Below are 17,041 nucleotides of genomic sequence, written 5' to 3' on the forward strand. Positions count from 1 at the left end.
GGGTCAGTGACAGAGGAATTGACTGACCCACCGCATTCGCGAGCAAGCCCGCTCCCACATTTAGACCGTGTTGCATCAGGTAGATAGGCTTTTGCTTTGCACTTGATCTGGCTTTTGCTTCAACCACTCAGGTCGGCTTTCAGGCCGCCGTTACCCGAATAACGAATATGCCCCCCAAGATAAAACACCCCAACACCCCAGTCGCTAATATTTGTGTAGATGCCCAGGGCTATCGCGCGCAAGCCCACCCCCACAGCAAAGCAACAGTGCTGCCACTCGCTGAATAATTAGCCCTTGCGCAGATACGCAAACCTATGCGGCACATAATCAGCCTTGCCCAGCGGCACACCGTTATGACGCAGGATGCTGTAGGCCGTCATCAAGTGAAATAGAACTGCGGCGTGGCCCAATTAACCGCGTACTCATTGCCGGTCATCTCGAAGGCGATGCCGCCGGGAAGCTCTAGGGTGATTGAGTCCTCTGCCCGAGCCTCACCCTTGGCCAGCAGACCTTTGAGCGTGTTAAGCATCTGCGCAAAGCAGGGAATAGTAATGGTGTAAACCGACATAGTACGTCCTTGTTCCAGGTTGAAAGTTCTGAATTGAAAACGGGATCAAGCCGGGCGCACATCCCGCTGCCTGGCCAACCCTTCCAGCGTAAACCGTGCCTGCATCAGCACCACATCGCGCACCGCCTCCATCTCCTTCTGATTCACCTCGGTCCACTTCAGCGCTTCCAGCAACTTGGGCTTCTGCACCCGAAACGCCAAGCCCTGGGTGAACAGCGCCATGGAGTGAATCACCGTGCGCTCGTCCTCCACGGCAAAGCCGGAAAGGCGCGCGATCAGTTGGCGTATGACCCGACCAATGCGTGCCTTGAAGCGGTCTTCAAAGGCGGTGGTCGCACTTTGCGGGCACAGGCCGGCCTGATGGCGATCCATAAATGCGCGCCAGATTGTGGTCTGGGGGCTGTCCTGGATGGTCGAAACCACAGTACCAAGAATGCCCAGCGAGACATCGATCAAGGTTTTATCGCTCGCCTTGGCATCGGCCAGCGCGGCCTCGGCGGCTTCCACGCACGGCGACATCTTGCGCCACAGCAGCGTGATCAAATGCTCGACACACTCCAGATACACGCCTTCCTTGCCATCGAAGTAGTACTGGATCGCGGGCGCATTAACCCCGGCCGCCGTAGCAATGTCACGGGTGGACGCGCGGTCATAGCCGCGCTCGCCAAACACCTCGACCGCCGCCTCGACAATACGTGCGCGGGTTTCTTCACCGCGCTGGTAACCACCTTCGGCGGCAGGTTTATGTCGTGCCATGTGCAGCTCCTTTCGAATACCTGAACAAAATATACCAGTTGACAAAAATTGGCGAAAAATAGAATTTATTCCAACCGATATAAAACCAACTCTCACAAACAGGAATGACCCGATGTCCGCAGCAACACCCTCCCCTCAGGTCGTTCCTGAAGACACCGTGAATGGCCAGCGCAGCAAAGCGCGCCGCATTCTCCTGGGTATCGCCACCCTCGCGCTGCTGGGCGGCCTTGGCTGGGCCGCGTGGTGGTGGCTGAACGGGCGCTTTGTCGAGACCACCGACGACGCGTACCTGCAGGCCGACAGCATCAGCGTGGCGCCCAAGATCAACGGCTATGTGGCCGAGGTGCTGGTCAGCGACAACCAGAACGTCAAGCGCGGTGACGTGCTGGTGCGCCTGGATGCACGCAAATACCAGGCAGTGAGCGACGAAGCCTCGGCGACGATTGCCGCGCGCAATGCCGACTACGCCAAAGCCCAGGCCGACCTGGTGCAACAAGACTCGACCATCGCCGAAGCCCGCGCCCAACTGCAAGGTGCCCAGGCCGACGCACAACACGCACAAACCGAAGTGGCCCGCTATGCGCCGCTGGCCCGCTCCGGCGCCGAGCCAGAAGAACGTCTGGCGCAACTCAACAACCAACTGGCGCAGGCGCGCAGCACCGTGGCGGCCAAACAGGCTGCGCTGCGCTCCAGCGAAACCCGCTACGGCACCCTGCAAGCCCAACTCAAACAGGCCCAGGCGCAACTCGGCGTGGCCAAGGCCAGCGAAGCCCAGAGCCAGTTGGATGTGGATGATGCGGTGATCCGCAGCCCGCTGGAGGGTCGGGTCGCCGACCGTGGTGTGCGCGTCGGCCAGTACGTGCAGCCTGGCACGCGCTTACTGACGGTGGTGCCGATCAGCGCGATCTACCTGACCGCCAATTACAAGGAAACCCAGATCGGCGAGATGCGCCCCGGCCAGGCCGTCACGGTACACGTGGATGCACTGCCCGGCCGCAACCTGCAGGGGCATATCGACAGCCTGTCGCCCGGCACCGGCGCGCAGTTCGCCTTGCTGCCGCCCTCGAATGCCACCGGCAACTTCACCAAGATCGTGCAGCGTGTGCCGGTGAGGATTGCCCTTGATGTACCCGATGATATTCGCGCCTCGTTGATGCCGGGCCTATCGGCCACCGTCGAAGTCGACACGCGCACCCACGCTGCGGATGCCAACCATGGCTGAGGCACTGATGGCTGAGGCCGTCGCCGAAAAACCGCGCAACGCCTCGCTGACCGACTGGATCGCCGTGGCTGCCGGGGCATTGGGCGCCTTGCTGGCGACGCTGGACGTGTCGATCACCAACTCGGCGCTGCCGCAGATCCAGGGCCAGATCGGCGCAACCGGCACCGAAGGCACGTGGATCGCCACCGGCTACCTGATGTCGGAGATCGTCATGATCCCGCTCGCCGCATGGCTGACGCGGGTATTCGGCCTGCGCCGCTTTCTGATCGGCACAGCGTTGATGTTCACCGCGTTTTCGATGTTCTGCGGCTTGTCATCCAGCCTCGGCGCGATGATCGCCGGGCGCATCGGCCAGGGCTTTGCCGGCGGCGCCATGATCCCCACCGCGCAGACCATCGTGCGCACGCGCCTGCCCCCGCACCAACTGGCAATCGGCACCACGATGTTCGGCATGACCGTGATTCTCGGCCCGTTGCTGGGCCCGGTGATCGGCGGCTGGCTCACGGAAAACATCAACTGGCGCTGGTGTTTCTTTCTCAACCTGCCCATCAGCATCGCGCTGATCACCTTGCTGATCACCGGCCTGCCAACCGAGCGCATGAACCTGCAACGCTTTATCAGCGCCGACTGGCTGGGCATCCTCGGCCTGGCCATGGGCCTGAGTTCGCTGACCGTGGTGCTCGAAGAAGGCCAGCGCGAGCACTGGTTTGATTCGCTGCTGATCATCTGGCTGAGCATCGCCACCGTCACCGGGTTCTTCCTGATTGCCGTGGGGCAAGTGCGCTCAACAACACCGATCCTGCGCCTGCAACTGGTGCTCAACAAAAGCTTTGGCAGCGTGCTGTTGATCGGTACCGCCGTCGGTGCCGGGATCTATGGCACGGCGTACCTGGTGCCGCAGTTCCTGGGCATTTTGTCCGGCTACAACGCCCAGCAATCGGGAGCGATCATGCTGTTGTCGGGGATCCCGGCGTTTCTGTTGATGCCGATTCTGCCGAGAATGCTGGGCCGTTACGACCTGCGTTGGATGGTCGGCGCCGGGCTGTTGTTGTACTGGGCCAGCTGCTACGTCGACACCACGCTCACCACCGACAGCGTTGGCCATGACTTTATCTGGTCGCAGTTGCTACGCGGCTTCGGGCAGATTCTGGTGATGATGCCTCTAAGCCAATTATCCATGCGCTCGGTGCAAACCCACGAGGCCGGGGACGCCGCCGGGCTGTACAACATGTCGCGCAACCTGGGCGGCACCATCGGCCTGGCCCTGCTCGGCGTGTTGATGGACCGGCGCAGCCACTTTCACGACGACATGCTGCGTGAAGGCATCCAGGCCAACAGCCAACTGGCCCAGGACCATATGGCCAGCAGCACCGCCAGCTACCTGGCGCAAACCGGTGATGCGTCCACCTCACAGCTGCAAGCCTTTGCGCAACTGGCCAACGACATTGCGCTGCAAGCCTCGGTCATGGCCTACAACGACTCGTTTTATCTACTGGGACTGGCGATGCTGGCGTGCCTGCCCCTGATCTTCATTCTGAAAAAGCGCACGGTAACCCGATGATCCCTCGCAAGCTTCCTCTTCTGCTCAGCGTTGCGCTGCTGTCCGCCTGCACAGTCGGCCACGACTACCAGGGCGCTCCCAACGTCGCGCCTAAAACCCTGGCGGCCGGACGCCTGCCGCATGCCGATAACACCTCCCCAGGCGCACCCGCTGTCGCGCAATGGTGGCGCACGCTGGGCGACGCGCAGCTCAACGAGCTGGTGGAAAAAGCCCTGCAAAACAGCCCGGACATCGCTACCGCCCGGGCCCGTTTGCAGCAATCGCGCGCCAGCCTCAGCGGTGCGCAGGCCAACGCGATGCCCAAGGTCAGCGGTGATGCCGCAATGCTCAAACTGCGCTCGCCCGACACCTCCGCATTGGGCGGCAACAGTGGCGGCGGCCGCGGCCCGCTGAACCTCTACCTCGCCGGTTTCGATGCCAGCTGGGAAGCCGACCTGTTCGGTGGCACCCGCCGCGCCGTCGAAGCCGCGCAAGCCGAAGCCGACGCGTCCCAGGCGCAACTGGCCGATGCCCAGGTGCAACTGGCCGCCGAAATCGTCCAGGCCTACACCGACCTGCGCGACCAGCAAGCACGCCTGGCACTGGTGGACTCCAGCGTCGACATCGAAAACCAGGCCCTGGACCTCACCCAGCAGCGCCGCGAGCGCGGCGTGGCCTCGCAACTGCAACTTGAACAAGTCATCACCCAAGCCGAAAACACCCAGGCCCAGCGCCTGCCACTGCAAGCCGCCATCGTCGAATCCCTCGACCAACTCGGCCTGCTCTGCGGCCTGGAGCCCGGCGAACTGGATGGCCAACTCGCCAGTGCCCGCGCCCTGCCCGCCCTACCCAGCGCCGTGCCGCTGGCCGACCCGGCGGCGGTGCTGAAGGCGCGTCCGGATATCCGCATGGCCGAGCGTAAACTGGCCTCCAGCAACGCACAGATCGGCGAAAAAAATGCCGACTGGTTCCCCAAGCTCAGCCTCACCGGCGACCTCTCCTTCTCGGCCAGCGACCCCGGCCACCTTGCGCGCAAAGACAGCGGCACCTGGCTGATCCTGCCGCGCATCACCTGGAACGCCCTCGACTTCGGCCGCGTAGCCGCCAGCGTCAAAGGCGCCGAGGCCGGGCGCGATGAAGCGCTGGCGCAGTACAAGAGCGTGGTGTTGAGTGCATTGCGCGACGCGGATGTGGCCTTGGCACGCTATGGGCATCAGCGTCAGAATGTGATGCTGCTGCGTAATGTGGAATCTTCGGCAGTACGCGCCGCCGACCTGACCCGCCAGCGTTATCGCGCGGGCACGGCGAGCACCCTCGATTGGCTGGATGCCGAGCGCACGCGCTACCAGGCGCAAGAGAGCCGGATTTCCGGCGACGCTGAACTGCTGAAGGATTTTGCGTCCTTGCACAAGGCGCTTGGGTTAGGCTGGACGCTGTGAAGGGTGCTACACGCATAAACCAAGGAAGAACATGATCTCCATTCGTAAAGCGACAACCGCCGATATTGATACGCTGCGCGAGGTCGGTGGCCAGACCTACCGCGAGCATTTTTCGACGCTATGGTCGACTGCCGGTATGCACGGTTTTCTTGAGCAGGATTTTTCATCCAGTGCGCTGCGCCAGTCGCTCGAGTTGCCAAGCAGGCATACGTGGTTCATTGCTCGCGATGAACAAGGCAACGCCGTCGGGTTTGCCAAAGTGAATTGGGCAGTGCCTGCGCCGTTAACTGGTGAAGTGGGCGCGGAGCTGCAGAAAATCTACTTGCTAAAATCCGCCGCCGGGTTGGGTTACGGCAAGCAACTGTTGTGGTTTGTTCGCGATGAAGTGGCGCGACGTGGTGAACAGTTGTTGTGGCTGGATGTACTTAAAACCAATGCCAATGCACAGGGCTTTTATGAGGCATTCGGGTTTCGGCGCATTGGCGAAATCCCCTTCAGCACGGACCTTGCCGACATCGGGATGGTCGTCATGGGACTTCAACCAAAACAGCAGGCGCAGCGATAAATGGCCGAACTGATAGAGGGCCTCGACGGGCCCAGAACCGCGCAACAAGAATTGTTTTACGACCTTGACGATGCACAGGCAGTTATCGGCTGGTCGGTGGTTGAGCTGACAGCGATGGCCGCGAACGGCAGAACACCCGATGAAGCGGTGGCGCTGATGAAAATGTGCGAACTACTGGCTGCGCAACAGGCAAAGCTTGGCGTATACGCCGAAGAAGTGAAGGCGCAACGGATTGTCCGCGCTGAAGCCTAGCGAGTAACAAAAAAAGGAATTTATACATGCCGTTTTCATTGGAAGAAAGAACCGCTTTGCGGGCCCTTAAGGGCGTAGGCCCCACCGTGATTACACGGCTGGAGCAGTTGGGCATTGACTCATTGGAAGTGCTTGGAAAGTCGGACGTGGGTGACATTCTGGCGCAAGCATCGGCAGCAGTCGGGTCGACCTGCTGGAAAAACAGCCCCCAGGCGCGGGCGGCCATTACAGCAGCTGTGGCGCTCGCACAAAAAGCCTGAAAAAAAGGTGTAAACCACAGCCGGAATGCTGAACGTTTTTATGACCATCACCCATCAATTTAAGGCGAACAACGTAACTGTGGCGAGCAGGCTTGCCCTGCGTTGGGCTGCGAAGCAGCCCCAGCTCCCTCTAACTGACACATCACGTCGCCTGAATTGGCTTGCACCGGGCCAAGCCCGCTCACCACAAGGCCACTCAATCAATCGATAATCACATCGCGACCTTCCGCCTTCAAACGGGCTAGGTTGTCCTTCATCTGCTGCAGCCGCTCAGGCGCATGCCCCTGCCACTTCGTCACCTCAGCCACCACTCGCAGCGGCTCCAGCGAGCGATAGGACTGCGTGGGGTTGCCGGCAAATTTCTTATCCGTCACGTTGGGGTCGTCCACGATCGGCCCGGTGGGCTCTACCACATAAATCCGCTCTGCCCCCTCGCCCAGCGCCGGTTCCGCGCCCCAGATTGCAGCGTCCAACGTGCCCGCAAAATAGACCCAGGACAGCGGTTTGTCCGTTGTGAAGTTGGAGGGGTAGCCGACGCAAATGGTGTCGCCTGGCTCCAGGTCAGCCCGGGTGCCGTGGAAGAACTGGCGGGTGAATACGCCGGCAGTAGTGGACATGGGCTGGGTGATCCTTGGAGGAAGGGAGATGGGGGTAATAACACAAAAAATGGATGAAATGGAGAAGCCAAAACAGTGATGGCGCTGTTGCTGAGCCTTCTGGAACGCCAAGCACTGTACGCTCCGGTTGCTATGGCGGTAACGGCTTAATAAAAGAAAGGGATGGATTCATGTCACTGAACATAGGTCCGCCCCTTCTCTCGGCAGCAGAGCATCAGCGCTGGTCGATTTCTATTTTTTGCGTGGGATCGGGGCTGTACTTTTGGCGTTTTAATTGCGGATCGCCCTTGGCCAGGCAGAAGAAGAATATCTCCGCCTCCCCGCAGCCGCCGTGCAAGGCGCATTCGCTTGACTGCATATGGTCCAGAAGAATTTCCCGGCCCTGAGACTCACAAAACAGGTTCGCTTCTTTCAGCGCCTGGCCTTTCGCCGAGGCTGGCCCGCCAAGGGGAACCCGCGTTGAGATGGTGTAGGTGTCAGGTCCCACTTTTATAGGACCGCTGTCGGCGCAGGCCGTGAGCATCGCCGTGACTAAAACCATTAGCCATATTTTCATTGTTATCCCCCAGGAAAGGCATGAGGGTACATGGCACCTCGCCAGCTTGCTTTACAATTTCAATTTTTCAACGGCGCTAAGCTGCTCTGCTTGATCTCGGAGATTTCCCACAACCTGACGAGGTTGAGCCATAGGAAGTGACTTGGTTAGGATTTGCCGTCGCAGTAAGTACTGTGACCGGGCGTCGCAACCTGAATTGTCTGAGTATTGTTCTATGGAGCACTACTGATGAAAACAAACTCAATCGATAACAAGTTCACCAATAGCGCACTCATCGTGAGGCCCGGCTTAAGTCAAGAGGAAGCGCTTGTGAATGCAAGTGAACTTCTTGAGTCAGCACTGGCTACCGCTAATGAGCAGGCGTTCTCTTCAAGCGGATCACAGAGCCTCCAACTATTCGGGTTGGCCCAGCTAATTCAGAGCGCGGGGCTTCTTGTAAATGCTGCACTGGAGGAATCAAGTCCAGTTTTGCGCACATGATTGATTAAAGGGACCGGCGGGCCATACCACTCGTTTAGCTTTTAGAAAAGTAGTCTGGCCCTACCTTATTCTTCATCCGGTTCTTTCAGATCTAAGCGCACTCCACTTGCGGCAGCCATCAAGCGGTTAAGTGAGCGGACTGACTGCGAAAGCGCGAGCGACAAGGGATCACCAAATTGCTCCAGCCCTTCTCCAGAAAGGAAATCAATCAAACCAGCAATTTCCGAGAAGTCCAGTTCGACAAGGTAGTCACATTCACTGGTATCGGAAATCTTGCACCGTTTGTGTAGAAGGTGGATAGCAGGCCCACGAATTGTCGTGCCGCGGCTCATTAGCCCTGACGACAATGCAAATGGCTTAGCTTTTGATTTTCTCTTTTGAATTCGGGCCCAAAAATCGTTTCCATTGGAACCCTTTCGATGAATCTCCATAATTATTCTCCTTAAGCCGAACCACAACCAGACTTTCCTGCGCCCAATAAAAAACCCCGTAGACGTTAATCTACGGGGTTTTCAAGAGTGGAGGCCGAGGTCGGAATCGAACCGGCGTAGGCGGATTTGCAATCCGCTGCATAACCATTTTGCTACTCGGCCTCAAACGATCAACGCCCTGACTACTGACATTCACCGCATAAAAACTTGAGTGGGCTATAAAACCCTGCCTCTACTCTAACTCATTGAATACATTGAAGTTTTAAAAGCTTCGTTGCGTTCGATGGGCGCCATTATGTACGCATTTGCTTTTGCCTGCAACCCCTTGATTTCAAAAATATTTCGTATTGCCATCAAGGGGTTGCGGGCCTGCCCTACTCCTGGATGCGCTGCTGCTGATAGTGCGGGTCGGCCTTGATCTGGGCTTCGGTGAAGGGCAGCGGGCGCAGCTTTTTCTCGGAGAAGGCTTGGGTCTGGTCCTTGGCGTGTTTGGATGCGGGGTTGCTGGATTCGGAGAGGGCCAGCACGCCCAGTGCCTGTGGGCCTTTGTCGTCGAAGGTAACGATTTGCAGGTAGCTGGTGCCGCTGACGACTTCGCGTTTGCCGTCGGCGCGGGGCACGGTTTGCATGACGTTGTAGATGCCCAGTTGTTGCGGGCCGCCGTGCATGGGGGTTTGGCCGCTGACCTGGATGTCGCCCCAGCGGGTGGCCTTGAGTTTACTGACCTCTTCACTGGAGGCCAGCATGGCTTCGCGCAGGGCTTTGGCGACATCTTCGCGGTCGATGGCCAGGCCACGGGGTGTGGTCAACGGCTGCGCCGGGTCGAAGGCAACGCGCCAGGCGTCGGGGATTTGTTGCAGGTGTTCGACCAGGTTAATGAAATGCACCAGGCCGATGCCGCTGTCGAGGTTGGCGTGCTGGTCCCAGGCTTTCAGGCTGGTACACAACGATTGCAGCGCGGCGGCGTCGGTGCCCAGATGCTTGGCGCAGAACTCAAGCAGATCCGGCATGACCTGGCCAGCGAGGTACACCTCGTTGTCCATGACCATGTTTTGCAGGTCGGCCACGCTGATCGGTTGCTTCTCCAGGGATTGCAGGCGTTGCACGGCGAAACGTGCGCGCGGGCCGAGGCCGATGTGGTCCTGACTGATCACTGGAGAAAAACCCGTGAGTGGTGCCTTGGGGTTGGCCAGCCACGCCGAGTCGTTGGAGTGTTGCACATAGTCGCTGCGTTGCAGTTGCGGCAACTGGTCGGCAGCAAAGATGCCCGGCTGCGCCGCACGCGGGTCAACTTCCCAGGCGCAGGCGCTGTGGGCGCCGTCGAGCATGATCATTTGCAGGCCGGCGCGTGGGTCGCTGCATTGCGCCAGTTTGGCGGCGCTGACGTTGGGCACCACCGACAGGTTCATGTACAGGCTTTGGCCCTGGTCGTCGGCGGCCACGGTATTGACCCACGGTATGCCTTGCAGGGTGTGCACCGAGGTTTGCAGTTCTTTAAGGCTGCTGGCGCGGTTCATCGCGTACCACTGTTGCAGCACGCGGTCGTTACCCAGGTTGGCGTCGCGCAGGCTGAAGGCGTAGTGACTGTCCCAGTCGAGTTTGCCGGGCCATTGCACCACCGGGCCGAATTGCGAACTGTAGACCGTATGAGTGACCTCTTTGAGGCTGCCATCGGGTTGTTTGACTTGGACCTTCACCGCACGATGCTCCATAGCGATGGATTTCCCATCCAGCAGATAACGCGTGGAATCCTTGGGATCGAGGGTCAGCCGATACAGCGTGAAATGCTTGGACGTGTCCACCGTGTGGGTCCAGGCCACGTGCTGGTTAAAGCCGATATTGATCACCGGCAAGCCCGGCAGTGCTGCGCCCATCACGTCCAGTTGGCCCGGGATGGTCAGGTGCATTTCATAAAAACGCATGCCACCGACCCACGGAAAATGCGGATTGGCCAGCAGCATGCCACGGCCATTAAACGAACGATCACGACCCACGGCCACGGCGTTGCTGCCACGGTCAAGGTTGAAGCGTTGTTGATTGGCTGCGGCCAGCGCAAAGGCTTTGACGCTCGGTTGCACATCGGCAGTGGCTTGCGGCGGCGTGGCACCGACCAGAGCTTCGGCGAATTGGCCGACACCGCCTTCCACCAGCAGCCTGCGCGTCAGCTTGACCAGGTCTTGCACTACCAGCGGGCGCACCCACGCGGCGTGACACTGGGTCGGTGCGCCCTGCTCTTTCAGATAACGGTTGTAGCCGGCGACATAGCCTTCGATGCGCTGCTGCATCTGTGGGGTTTGCGCCTTCCAGAATGCGGCAACCGCCAGGGGCGTATTCAGCCAGTTGAAAAACACATCACTGGCGAGGTTGTTGCGCTCTTCGAGGGTCGCCTGGTCCGGGCCGAAAAACCGCGCGCGCTCGCCGTTCACCGTGACCACTTCATTGGCCAGCAGGCACAGGTTGTCTTGCGCGTACGCGTAACCAATGCCGTAGCCCAGGCCACGCTCATCATTGGCGCGGATGTGCGGCACGCCGAAGGTGGTGCGGCGAATATCGGCTGAAGCCTGTGTCACCTGTTCACGCGCTGAAGCATTCAGGCTCAGCCCCAGCAACAGCCCTGCGACGCACGCCTTGGACAACCGGTTGGAAATAATCACGCAAACTCCACAGTCAAATTGAACACCCTTACAAGGGGCAACGACCCCACCGTAAGAACGCAGGCAACCGGGAATAATTTAGCCGCAGCGCGTGTTTTTTAAAGGTGGCTGACGTGTGTCATAGCGGATACCGACAAAATTTCTACATCCGGGACTTCATGATTTCGCTCGCTCGTTCGTCTTATTCAATAAGAGCGCCATCATTTTCCTGATCAGGCTCTGATAAGGAGTTTTTGCATGTACAACCCGCAACCGCCCACGGATGGACATTCATCGGCTGCCGACGCCAATTACGACGGTGGCGCACAAGCGTTCGGCAAAGCGCCGGAGCACGGCAACCAGCGTATCCGCCATTTGCTCAAGTGCTTCGGTTTGCGCACCAGCCTGATCCGGCTGAAGGTCATCGACGCGCTGCTCACCGCCGCCGACAACCAGCGCACATTGGGCGTGCGCGGCGTGCACAGCCATTTGCTCGATCTGGGCATTCCGTTGTCGTTTCTCAGCGTGCGCGAGGTGCTAAAGCGCCTGTGCAGCGAGGGCGTGATCACCCTCAATGCCGATAAAAGCTACAGCCTCCATGCAGAGGCTGCCAAAGTGCTCGACAGTCGCGCCTGACGCTTTCACCCGGCGCGCTAGCAGGCATCAGAAGTGAGGCTTGACCTTGCGACGCATGATGCCGTTGATCACCACTACCACCACGGCAATCGCAATCGCCAGGTACTGGAACGTTTTTTCGCTGATCACGCCGGTGTTTTGCAGATAAGACAGGCCAAACATCGACGCCAGTACTGCCAGGGCGATCAGAATCGAATATTTCAAACGTTGCTTTTGGGTCATGACGGGTTCCTGAAGCTTAAGAATGTATCCACTTTGTATCGCCGAGCATGCCAAGCACATACCCGGTTACGGGGATGGCACCGGTTCGGCAGGGTCATATGTTACAGGCGCTGAGAAATTTTGGCTTGTTCCGCGCCTGATTGAACCTGTCGGTACTCTAGAGGATGTAAAAATGCTCCGTCGAATCACACTGCTGATTCCATTGCTGATCATGTTGACCATGAGCGGCTGCTTCTTTTTCCCTCGCGGCGGCGGTGGCGGCTGGCACGACCATCGCTACGATGGCGGCCCTGGCTACGAGCACCGCTGATACCAGGCGCCTCTCGCTTTCCAGGACGGAAAGCGAGATGTTCGCCGTTCAGCCGGCATGCACCCAACGCTGATGCAACCACCGCGCAAACGCATCCAGCGCAAACCCCAGCAAGCCGATCACCACCACCATCGCCATCAACTCCGAATACGCCAGGCGGTCACGGGTGTCGAGGATGTAATACCCCAGCCCCGCGCTCACCCCGAGCATCTCGCACGGCACCAGCACGATCCACAAAATGCCGATGGCCAGGCGCACGCCGGTCAGCACATGCCCGACCACGCCAGGGATGATCACCCGTCGCAGGTTTTCCCAACGCGTGGCACTCAGGCTTTTGCTCAACTGCAACCAACGCGGGTCCAACTGGCGTACGCCAGCGGCGGTGTTGAGCATGATCGGCCACACTGCGGCAAACGCCAGCAGGAAGTAGATGGGCTGGTCGCCCACGCCCATCAACATCACCACGATGGGCATCCAGGACAGTGGCGAAATCATCCGCAGAAACTGGAACGCCGGTGTGGTAGCCGCTTCCAGGTTGCGCGAACTGCCCACCAGCAGCCCCAACGGCACACCCACCAACAGCGCCAGAAACAGCCCAACGAATATGCGTTTCAGGCTCACCGCGATGTGCAGATACAGCTCGCTGCGCCCAAGCAATTCCCACAAGCTGCTGGCGGTTGCTGCGAGCGAGAAGCGCGCCGACAAACCATCGGCGTCGCCAAACACTTTTACGCCCAGCCACCACAGCAACAGCAAGCTGGCCAAACCACTCAGCCCCAGCCACCAGCCAGGGATTCTGCCGCTGTTCAAACGCCGATCTCCTCGTGCCGTGCGTAACCGTCGGGCAAGCCGAAGGTTTTCATGCCGCCCACGGATTCGATGGCATTGCGCACGAAGCGGTCGTCCACCAGGTCCTTGGCCACGAACGTTGGGTCCAGGTCAGCGAGGAATTTCTTGTCGCCTTCGATCAAAGTGTCCTTCAAGCGCCGGACCAATTCCTCGGTGTAGCTGGGAAATGGGTACGGCTGGAAGTCGATGCGATGCTCGTCCCAGTTGGCATGCTGGATCGCGCCGTCAGCCAGGTACGCGGCACGGTCGGCGGCGGCCGGGGCCAGCACCTTGCTCAACACCGGCTCGGCGTGCGGTGTATAGCGGTTCGGGCCGTCCTTGGACAGCAGCTTCACCGCCTCTTCGCGGTTATCACGGGTCCACACCTGCGCCTTGACGATGGCATTGACCACCTTCTGCGACCACTCCGGGCGGTTGGTCAGGTCATGCTCGTGCATGAACACCACGCAGCACGCATGATTGCGCCACACATCGCCGGTAAAGCGCTGCACACGACCGACCTTGAGGTTTTCCGCGAGGGCGTTGAACGGCTCGGCGACGATATAGCCGTCGATGCGCTTGCTCGCCAATGCAGGCGGCATGTCCGAAGGCGGCAACACAATCAGGTTGACCTCATTGGCGGCTATCGCAGCACCGGCAGCACGCGCCACCGGCGTCAGCCCGTTGTCGCGGAACAGTTGCTGCACCACTACGTTGTGGATCGAGTACCAGAACGGAATCGCCACCGACTTGCCGCCCAGTTGCTTCACCTCGGTAATGCCCGGCGAAACCGTCAGGCCCGAACCGCCGACATGGTTCCAGGCCACGACTTTGGCCGGCACCTTGCTGCCGTAGCGCGCCCATACCGTCATCGGCGACAGCAAGTGAATCACGTTGACCTGCCCGGAAATAAACGCCTCGATCACCTGCGCCCAACTGCGCAACAGCACCGGGCGTTCGGCCTTGATGCCTTCGGCCTCGAACAAGCCGTTGTTATGCGCGACGAGCAAGGGCGTGGCGTCGGTGATCGGCAGATAGCCGATACGCACCGGCGCATCCGGTTCATTGGCGGCGCGGGCTTGCAGGCTGCTGAGTAACGGCAAGGCACCGGCGGCACTGAGCACCGCCGAGAGTTTGAGAAAGTCACGGCGCGAGTGCGTAAGGTCATCCAGACACATGTGAAAACTCCTGTTGGTCAATGGGGTGGGGTTGAGGGCGGCTCACCTGCCGTAAGGTTTTCAGAATCTCGATGCGCAACGCGCCGATGGCTTCAACCTGCTCTTCGCGCGGTTGTGGCAGATCGATGTGCCATTCGCCCAAGGTCCGCGCCGGGCGGTTGCCCAATAGCAGGATGCGGTCGGACAGCAGCAGCGCTTCATCAATGTCGTGGGTGATCAATACCGCCGCCGACCCTTGCTCACGGTTGACCTTGAGCAGCAGGTGCTGCATGTCGGCGCGGGTGACTTCATCCAGCGCGCCGAACGGTTCATCCAGCAGCAGCACTTGTGGCTGGCGGGCCAGGCAGCGGGCCAACGCGGTGCGCTGGGCCATGCCGCCGGACAACTGCGCAGGGAATTGCTGACGCGCATGTTCCAGGCCGACCGCCGCAATGGCGTGGTCGACGCGCTGGCGGCGCTCGTCAGGGCTCAAGTGCGGCTGACGGGCGAAATCCAGGCCAAAGGCGACGTTCTTTTCCAGGTTCAGCCAGGGCAACAGGCTGGGGTCTTGAAACGCCACTGCGACCCGTGGATGCGGCCCGGCCAGCGGCTCGCCCAGCACCTGCACGCTGCCGCCCTGGGGCGCTTGCAAACCGGCCAGCACGCGCAGCAGGCTGGACTTGCCCACGCCGCTGGGGCCGAGGATCGACACCACTTCGCCCGCTTGCAGCTGCAAGTCAAACCCTTGCAACACCGGCCCGCTGGCATAGCCCAGGCAAATACCCTGGGCGTGCATTACCGCCTGGCTCATAGATTGGCCTGACGGTGCAGCTCGGTGCGCAGTTGCACCAGGCTTGGCGTCACGATCGGCACAAAGGCCGACTCGCGCCAGCGCCGTGCAAAGCCACTGCCATGGGCGGTGAGGTAGGCCTTGCCGCCGCTGGCTTGCAGTTCGAGCTGCACCGCGCTGGCGGCCGTTTCCGCCAAGGCGATACGCAGTTTGAACAAAGGCACCGGCTCGACGGCAAAACGCCCGGCCAACAGGCCACTTTTGAGTTCTGTGACCAGGTGATCCAGGGTCGCTCGCAAGGCTTCCAGCTCGTCACGCAACACCGTGCGTGATGAGCCCAAGTGGTTGGCCACCTCCGCCAGGGAGCGCCGCGCCAGGCCGATGGACATGCCACATTGCAACCCCAGAAACGCCGGGCGTACGGCCGGCAGGAACTTGCGTGCATCTTCATGCAGCAACCAGTCGCGGCTCAGCTCCACGCCTTCCAGACCGAGGGCTGCGGTGTTGCTCGATTGCAGGCCCATCAGTTCCAGGTCACGCGAGCGCTGCAGCCCTGCGACCGAATCCGGGATGGCCAGGATAAACGGCGCGCCGCCGCCGGCATGCTCGATCGCCGCGGCCGCAACAAAACCGTTCTTGCGCAGGTTGGTCACCCAGTGCAGGCGGCCATTAAGGGTCCAACCGTCTTCGGTCGGCTCCGCGCTGATTTGCAGGGTCTCGATGCCGGACAAAAACTTCATCGCGTTCGACAGCCCGGTGGCCCCGGCCAGCTTGCCCCTGAGCAGGTCCGGCAACAGTTGCTCGCGCAGCCGCTCATTGGGGCTCTGCAGCAAATATTCGATAAAAGAGCGCTGGCCCCAACACACAAATGCCGCCGCCAGGGAATGGCTGGCGACATTGGCAATGGCTTCTACTGCGCCGGTCACATCACCGCCCAGGCCGCCCAGCGCTTTGGGTACTCCAATACTTAATACATTCGACTCTGCCAGCCTTGGCAGCACTTCCTGTGGATCGCAACTGCCCACATCCAGGGCCTGCGCTTGAACATCGAGCCAACGGCTCAAGATTGGGTCAAGCATTCGTTTCTCCTTTTTACAGCAGGTGGACCATCGCCGATTCAGCTTGCCGGTTTTTCCCAACGGTATTGCGCCAGCTCCGGGTTCAGCGGGGTACGGGCAAACACGTTAGCGAAGTTGCACAGGGTTGCCAGGCTGACGCCCAAAATAACTTCCAACGCCTGGCCATCGGTATAACCGGCGGCGCGGAACGCTTCAAAACCCGCGTCGCTGACATCACCACGGGTGGCGATCACTTCACGGGTGAACGCAGCGAGTGTCTCATAACGAGCGTTGGGCAATTCACCACGCTGGCGCAGGGCGTCAATCACGTCTTCGGGCAGCTTGGCTTTATTGCGCGCGACAGCGGTGTGGCCGGCCACGCAGAAATCGCAGCCGTGGGTGGTGGCGGCAATCAACTGCACCACTTCGCGGTCGGCCAGGCTCAGCTCAGACTTGGCGTTGAGCCCGGACACGGTGATGTAGGTTTCCAGCGCCGCCGGTGCATTGGCCAACACGGCGAGCAAGTTAGGGATGAAACCCGAGCCTTTGAGGGCATTTTCCAGGAAGGGCTTGGCCGCATCCGGGGCGGTTTCGGGGGTGAGCAACGGTACACGGGACATGGAGTGGTCTCCTGATGGGTTCATCACCTAAGTCTGTTGGTTATAAAAAAACGCCTCAATAGGCTAAAGTAGCGATTACTTGCTCTAGAGTCTTTACGTTA

20 protein-coding genes, 1 tRNA gene and 1 pseudogene are annotated in these 17,041 nt (G+C 60.1%); 9 read left to right on the forward strand and 13 right to left on the reverse strand.

Annotated features, from left to right (window positions below):
* Positions 1 to 287: 287 nt before the first annotated feature.
* Together ACTD9P_RS13385 and ACTD9P_RS13390 are read right to left on the reverse strand one after the other, a co-directional pair.
* A pseudogene (locus ACTD9P_RS13385) lies at positions 288 to 568 on the reverse strand (DUF1993 family protein).
* 45 nt (positions 569 to 613) lie between these two features.
* Positions 614 to 1,324 (reverse strand): CerR family C-terminal domain-containing protein, encoded by a 711-nt coding sequence (locus ACTD9P_RS13390; RefSeq protein WP_138452617.1) that lies wholly within the window; start codon positions 1,322 to 1,324, stop codon positions 614 to 616.
* Between the two features lie 112 nt (positions 1,325 to 1,436).
* Here ACTD9P_RS13390 and ACTD9P_RS13395 point away from each other — a divergent pair, with 112 nt between their 5' ends.
* The 6 genes from ACTD9P_RS13395 to ACTD9P_RS13420 are packed head-to-tail and all read left to right on the forward strand — an operon-like array spanning position 1,437 to position 6,602.
* Positions 1,437 to 2,546, forward strand: a complete 1,110-nt coding sequence (locus tag ACTD9P_RS13395) for an HlyD family secretion protein (protein WP_438868052.1) — start codon at positions 1,437 to 1,439, stop codon at positions 2,544 to 2,546.
* Positions 2,539 to 4,107, forward strand: a complete 1,569-nt coding sequence (locus ACTD9P_RS13400) for a DHA2 family efflux MFS transporter permease subunit (RefSeq protein ID WP_438868053.1) — start codon at positions 2,539 to 2,541, stop codon at positions 4,105 to 4,107. Before ACTD9P_RS13395 ends, ACTD9P_RS13400 begins: the two co-directional genes overlap by 8 nt.
* Positions 4,104 to 5,525, forward strand: a complete 1,422-nt coding sequence (locus tag ACTD9P_RS13405) for an efflux transporter outer membrane subunit (protein ID WP_438868054.1) — start codon at positions 4,104 to 4,106, stop codon at positions 5,523 to 5,525. Before ACTD9P_RS13400 ends, ACTD9P_RS13405 begins: the two co-directional genes overlap by 4 nt.
* Before the next feature lie 31 nt (positions 5,526 to 5,556).
* The gene (locus ACTD9P_RS13410) at positions 5,557 to 6,090 is read left to right on the forward strand and encodes a GNAT family N-acetyltransferase (RefSeq protein WP_438868055.1); all 534 of its coding nucleotides are present in this window, start codon (positions 5,557 to 5,559) and stop codon (positions 6,088 to 6,090) included.
* Entirely contained in the window at positions 6,091 to 6,342 is a 252-nt protein-coding gene (locus tag ACTD9P_RS13415; protein ID WP_438868056.1) for a hypothetical protein, read from the forward strand.
* Positions 6,343 to 6,368: 26 nt separating this feature from the next.
* Entirely contained in the window at positions 6,369 to 6,602 is a 234-nt protein-coding gene (locus tag ACTD9P_RS13420) for a helix-hairpin-helix domain-containing protein (protein WP_438868057.1), read from the forward strand.
* A 200-nt stretch (positions 6,603 to 6,802) separates the two neighbouring features.
* Here ACTD9P_RS13420 and arr read toward each other — a convergent pair whose 3' ends face one another.
* Both arr and ACTD9P_RS13430 read right to left on the reverse strand, forming a co-directional pair.
* The gene (arr, locus tag ACTD9P_RS13425; protein WP_438868058.1) at positions 6,803 to 7,219 is read right to left on the reverse strand and encodes an NAD(+)--rifampin ADP-ribosyltransferase; all 417 of its coding nucleotides are present in this window, start codon (positions 7,217 to 7,219) and stop codon (positions 6,803 to 6,805) included.
* 214 nt (positions 7,220 to 7,433) lie between these two features.
* Entirely contained in the window at positions 7,434 to 7,775 is a 342-nt protein-coding gene (locus ACTD9P_RS13430) for a hypothetical protein (RefSeq protein WP_438868059.1), read from the reverse strand.
* A gap of 228 nt (positions 7,776 to 8,003) precedes the next feature.
* Here ACTD9P_RS13430 and ACTD9P_RS13435 point away from each other — a divergent pair, with 228 nt between their 5' ends.
* Positions 8,004 to 8,255 (forward strand): DUF6124 family protein, encoded by a 252-nt coding sequence (locus tag ACTD9P_RS13435; protein ID WP_438868060.1) that lies wholly within the window; start codon positions 8,004 to 8,006, stop codon positions 8,253 to 8,255.
* A 65-nt stretch (positions 8,256 to 8,320) separates the two neighbouring features.
* On the opposite strand, the gene ACTD9P_RS13440 is transcribed toward ACTD9P_RS13435, so the two are convergent.
* The 3 genes from ACTD9P_RS13440 to pvdQ form a co-directional block, all read right to left on the reverse strand.
* Positions 8,321 to 8,686 (reverse strand): hypothetical protein, encoded by a 366-nt coding sequence (locus ACTD9P_RS13440; protein WP_438868061.1) that lies wholly within the window; start codon positions 8,684 to 8,686, stop codon positions 8,321 to 8,323.
* An 88-nt stretch (positions 8,687 to 8,774) separates the two neighbouring features.
* Positions 8,775 to 8,848 (reverse strand) — tRNA-Cys (locus ACTD9P_RS13445).
* A gap of 212 nt (positions 8,849 to 9,060) precedes the next feature.
* Positions 9,061 to 11,340, reverse strand: coding sequence for a bifunctional acylase PvdQ (gene pvdQ, locus ACTD9P_RS13450; RefSeq protein ID WP_438868062.1), 2,280 nt, complete (start codon positions 11,338 to 11,340; stop codon positions 9,061 to 9,063).
* A 237-nt stretch (positions 11,341 to 11,577) separates the two neighbouring features.
* Between pvdQ and ACTD9P_RS13455 the strand changes: the two genes are divergently transcribed.
* Positions 11,578 to 11,955: a fe2+ zn2+ uptake regulation protein gene (locus ACTD9P_RS13455; RefSeq protein ID WP_438868063.1), complete on the forward strand. Its 378-nt coding sequence runs from the start codon at positions 11,578 to 11,580 to the stop codon at positions 11,953 to 11,955.
* A 27-nt stretch (positions 11,956 to 11,982) separates the two neighbouring features.
* Here the strand turns inward: ACTD9P_RS13455 and ACTD9P_RS13460 are convergent, their stop codons facing one another.
* Positions 11,983 to 12,177, reverse strand: a complete 195-nt coding sequence (locus ACTD9P_RS13460; RefSeq protein WP_065931559.1) for a hypothetical protein — start codon at positions 12,175 to 12,177, stop codon at positions 11,983 to 11,985.
* Between the two features lie 172 nt (positions 12,178 to 12,349).
* Here ACTD9P_RS13460 and ACTD9P_RS13465 point away from each other — a divergent pair, with 172 nt between their 5' ends.
* A complete protein-coding gene (locus ACTD9P_RS13465) occupies positions 12,350 to 12,487 on the forward strand; it encodes a hypothetical protein (protein WP_178112666.1) in 138 nt (45 codons plus the stop codon).
* 48 nt (positions 12,488 to 12,535) lie between these two features.
* Here the strand turns inward: ACTD9P_RS13465 and ACTD9P_RS13470 are convergent, their stop codons facing one another.
* From ACTD9P_RS13470 to ACTD9P_RS13490, 5 genes are read right to left on the reverse strand one after another with little or no spacing between them, the layout of a single operon-like run.
* Positions 12,536 to 13,282 carry an ABC transporter permease gene (locus tag ACTD9P_RS13470; RefSeq protein ID WP_438868097.1) on the reverse strand — a complete coding sequence of 249 codons (747 nt, stop codon included), beginning with the start codon at positions 13,280 to 13,282 and terminating at the stop codon, positions 12,536 to 12,538.
* 11 nt (positions 13,283 to 13,293) lie between these two features.
* Positions 13,294 to 14,493 carry an ABC transporter substrate-binding protein gene (locus ACTD9P_RS13475; protein WP_438868064.1) on the reverse strand — a complete coding sequence of 400 codons (1,200 nt, stop codon included), beginning with the start codon at positions 14,491 to 14,493 and terminating at the stop codon, positions 13,294 to 13,296.
* Positions 14,480 to 15,283, reverse strand: a complete 804-nt coding sequence (locus tag ACTD9P_RS13480) for an ABC transporter ATP-binding protein (RefSeq protein ID WP_438868065.1) — start codon at positions 15,281 to 15,283, stop codon at positions 14,480 to 14,482. Before ACTD9P_RS13480 ends, ACTD9P_RS13475 begins: the two co-directional genes overlap by 14 nt.
* Positions 15,280 to 16,341: an acyl-CoA dehydrogenase family protein gene (locus ACTD9P_RS13485; protein WP_438868066.1), complete on the reverse strand. Its 1,062-nt coding sequence runs from the start codon at positions 16,339 to 16,341 to the stop codon at positions 15,280 to 15,282. The genes ACTD9P_RS13480 and ACTD9P_RS13485 overlap by 4 nt, the downstream gene beginning before the upstream one ends.
* Positions 16,342 to 16,379: 38 nt before the next feature.
* A complete protein-coding gene (locus ACTD9P_RS13490; RefSeq protein ID WP_438868067.1) occupies positions 16,380 to 16,940 on the reverse strand; it encodes a carboxymuconolactone decarboxylase family protein in 561 nt (186 codons plus the stop codon).
* Positions 16,941 to 17,041: the final 101 nt, after the last annotated feature.

Source organism: Pseudomonas onubensis (assembly GCF_965653655.1).
Lineage (GTDB): Bacteria > Pseudomonadota > Gammaproteobacteria > Pseudomonadales > Pseudomonadaceae > Aquipseudomonas.

Excerpts from the sequence above, each read along its gene's own strand:
- ACTD9P_RS13390 (WP_138452617.1), bottom strand. The coding sequence starts at position 1,324 with ATGGCACGACATAAACCTGCCGCCGAAGGTGGTTACCAGCGCGGTGAA.
- ACTD9P_RS13395 (WP_438868052.1), top strand. The coding sequence starts at position 1,437 with ATGTCCGCAGCAACACCCTCCCCTCAGGTCGTTCCTGAAGACACCGTG.
- ACTD9P_RS13400 (WP_438868053.1), top strand. The coding sequence starts at position 2,539 with ATGGCTGAGGCACTGATGGCTGAGGCCGTCGCCGAAAAACCGCGCAAC.
- ACTD9P_RS13405 (WP_438868054.1), top strand. The coding sequence starts at position 4,104 with ATGATCCCTCGCAAGCTTCCTCTTCTGCTCAGCGTTGCGCTGCTGTCC.
- ACTD9P_RS13410 (WP_438868055.1), top strand. The coding sequence starts at position 5,557 with ATGATCTCCATTCGTAAAGCGACAACCGCCGATATTGATACGCTGCGC.
- ACTD9P_RS13415 (WP_438868056.1), top strand. The coding sequence starts at position 6,091 with ATGGCCGAACTGATAGAGGGCCTCGACGGGCCCAGAACCGCGCAACAA.
- ACTD9P_RS13420 (WP_438868057.1), top strand. The coding sequence starts at position 6,369 with ATGCCGTTTTCATTGGAAGAAAGAACCGCTTTGCGGGCCCTTAAGGGC.
- arr (WP_438868058.1), bottom strand. The coding sequence starts at position 7,219 with ATGTCCACTACTGCCGGCGTATTCACCCGCCAGTTCTTCCACGGCACC.
- ACTD9P_RS13430 (WP_438868059.1), bottom strand. The coding sequence starts at position 7,775 with ATGAAAATATGGCTAATGGTTTTAGTCACGGCGATGCTCACGGCCTGC.
- ACTD9P_RS13435 (WP_438868060.1), top strand. The coding sequence starts at position 8,004 with ATGAAAACAAACTCAATCGATAACAAGTTCACCAATAGCGCACTCATC.
- ACTD9P_RS13440 (WP_438868061.1), bottom strand. The coding sequence starts at position 8,686 with ATGGAGATTCATCGAAAGGGTTCCAATGGAAACGATTTTTGGGCCCGA.
- ACTD9P_RS13455 (WP_438868063.1), top strand. The coding sequence starts at position 11,578 with ATGTACAACCCGCAACCGCCCACGGATGGACATTCATCGGCTGCCGAC.
- ACTD9P_RS13460 (WP_065931559.1), bottom strand. The coding sequence starts at position 12,177 with ATGACCCAAAAGCAACGTTTGAAATATTCGATTCTGATCGCCCTGGCA.
- ACTD9P_RS13465 (WP_178112666.1), top strand. The coding sequence starts at position 12,350 with ATGCTCCGTCGAATCACACTGCTGATTCCATTGCTGATCATGTTGACC.
- ACTD9P_RS13475 (WP_438868064.1), bottom strand. The coding sequence starts at position 14,493 with ATGTGTCTGGATGACCTTACGCACTCGCGCCGTGACTTTCTCAAACTC.
- ACTD9P_RS13480 (WP_438868065.1), bottom strand. The coding sequence starts at position 15,283 with ATGAGCCAGGCGGTAATGCACGCCCAGGGTATTTGCCTGGGCTATGCC.
- ACTD9P_RS13485 (WP_438868066.1), bottom strand. The coding sequence starts at position 16,341 with ATGCTTGACCCAATCTTGAGCCGTTGGCTCGATGTTCAAGCGCAGGCC.
- ACTD9P_RS13490 (WP_438868067.1), bottom strand. The coding sequence starts at position 16,940 with ATGTCCCGTGTACCGTTGCTCACCCCCGAAACCGCCCCGGATGCGGCC.